The sequence below is a fragment of the Kitasatospora sp. NPDC032150 genome (assembly GCF_055579945.1).
This window is the reverse complement of record NZ_JBVIMH010000101.1, coordinates 1-1,781: the sequence shown is the minus strand read 5'-3', so window position 1 is coordinate 1,781 and position 1,781 is coordinate 1. Positions and strand designations below refer to the sequence as shown.

Here is a 1,781-nt window from a genome sequence, read left to right as displayed (position 1 = left end):
CTAGAAGGACACCTATGCCCGGCGGATCGGCCCAGCCGAGCTGCCGGAGAAGCGGTGATACGGTCGCTGCCCGTGACAGCGCCACTTCCCGTGTTCCCGTACCATTCCGATCCGCTGGTTTCCGGTAGGCCGACGCGAGAGGCTAGTCGACGAGTCATGACAAATCCGCTGAAGTCCCCTCGCGTGCAGCGGGCAACTCTCTGCACTATCGCCCTGCTTGACCTGTACGGCTGCTACCGAACTGCAGAACTGACACTCGCCGGGCGCTATGCCGATGCCGCGATCTACTGCGCGGCAACGATTGGATTCGCCTATGCCGTTGCCCGCGATTGGAAACGGATCAGCCGCTGACCCGAGAGGGAGCTCCGCGGGCCTTCGCCGATTTTCAGCTTGAGTTGCCCTCCGGGGCGCCCGGTGTCAGCTTGGTCAGGGTGAACAGGCCAGGCTCGGGCTCGGTGAGGATGCCGCGGGTCACCAGGCGTTTCAGCTTCGCGCGGATGCCTTCGGTGTGCTTCGGTTCGGTGCCGAGGCCGAGCGCCTGGCAGACGTCTTTGGCGTGGAGTCCCTCCCCGGTCTTCTCGATGGCGGCCAGGATCTCGCGGTATCCGGGCGGCAGCGGCTCCGGCGGCTGAATGCCGTCCTCGGCGGCCAGCTCCGCCAGGGTCTCGCGGGTGATCTCCAGCCGTTTCAAGGTGTCTTCGGCAACGGCAAGTTGTTCGGTGAGCCGGGCGATCTGGTCACGCAGCTGTTCGGCCGTCTCGCGGACGAGCCGCTGTCGGGCCTCGATCTTGTCCAGGAGTTCCCTCATCGACGCTCCTGCGGGTCGGGGATGGCGCGTGCCAGGCCGGCGGGTCGCGCCAGGTCGGGGTGGAGGCGCGGGTGAGACGGCGGAGCATGACGTCGGTCATGGACCAGTGGATCATCGCGACCGAGCTGGCCGGCTTCGACTCGAAGTCGCGCACCAGGCGCCGGTGGAGCATGAGCGTGCCCAGGGTCTGCTCGACCACCCATCGCTTTGGCTCCGGCGTGAACCCTCTCGCACCGGGCTCGCGCTGGACGATCTCGACGTCGATGCCGAGAGCGGCACCGTGCTCGACCACCGCGTTCTTGAAGCCGGCGTCCACCCACGCCTTCGTCACCGTGGGCGCGGCGTGGACGACCCTGTCCAGCAGGCTGATCCCGATCGCATTGTCGTGGACACTGGCCGCGACCACAACGACGGCGACGATCAGGCCGAGCACGTCGGTGGCGATGCCCCGCTTGCGGCCCGGACTCTTCTTTCCCGGGTCGAGCCCGGTCGTTTCCTTGGGCGCGTTCATCGAGGCGCGTACCGTCTGGGAGTCCAGGACGACGGCAGTGGGATCCTCGTGCCGCTTCCGGCTCTCGCGGACCTGCCAGCGCAGCAGGTCGTGAACAGCCTCGGTGGTGCCGTCGTCGCGCCACGTGCCGAAGTAGTAGTAGACGGCGCTGGGCGGCGGAAGGTCGTGCGGCAGATAGCGCCACTGGCAGCCGGTGCGGGCCTGGCAAAGGATGGCGTTGAGGATCTCCCGCATGTCGGACCGGCCCTGGTGCCCGCTGACCGACGGGTGCCGCCCCTTCCAAGCGGTGATGACCGGCCGGATCAGCGCCCACGCCTCATCCGACAGGTCACTGGGGTAGGGACTGCGCTCGCTCATACCTACAGCAGACCGCATCCTCGCCGAACGTCAACCCCCTTTACAGGAAGCCGACTTCGACACAACGGACAAACCGCTCACACCCTCGCAGAACTCCCTCTGAGA

2 protein-coding genes and 1 pseudogene are annotated in these 1,781 nt (G+C 67.2%); 1 reads left to right on the top strand and 2 read right to left on the bottom strand.

Annotated features, from left to right (window positions below; translation table 11 throughout):
• Positions 1–156: 156 nt before the first annotated feature.
• Positions 157–351, top strand: a complete 195-nt coding sequence (locus ACZ5ON_RS35970) for a hypothetical protein (RefSeq protein ID WP_344641402.1) — start codon at positions 157–159, stop codon at positions 349–351.
• A 34-nt stretch (positions 352–385) separates the two neighbouring features.
• Here the strand turns inward: ACZ5ON_RS35970 and ACZ5ON_RS35965 are convergent, their stop codons facing one another.
• Positions 386–808, bottom strand: coding sequence for a hypothetical protein (locus ACZ5ON_RS35965; RefSeq protein ID WP_465601820.1), 423 nt, complete (start codon positions 806–808; stop codon positions 386–388).
• Positions 809–854: 46 nt separating this feature from the next.
• Positions 855–1,676, bottom strand: a pseudogene (locus ACZ5ON_RS35960) (IS5 family transposase); the annotation flags it as partial.
• Positions 1,677–1,781: the final 105 nt, after the last annotated feature.

Coding starts and splice junctions, on each gene's coding strand:
- ACZ5ON_RS35970 (WP_344641402.1), top strand. CDS start 157: ATGACAAATCCGCTGAAGTCCCCTCGCGTGCAGCGGGCAACTCTCTGC.
- ACZ5ON_RS35965 (WP_465601820.1), bottom strand. CDS start 808: ATGAGGGAACTCCTGGACAAGATCGAGGCCCGACAGCGGCTCGTCCGC.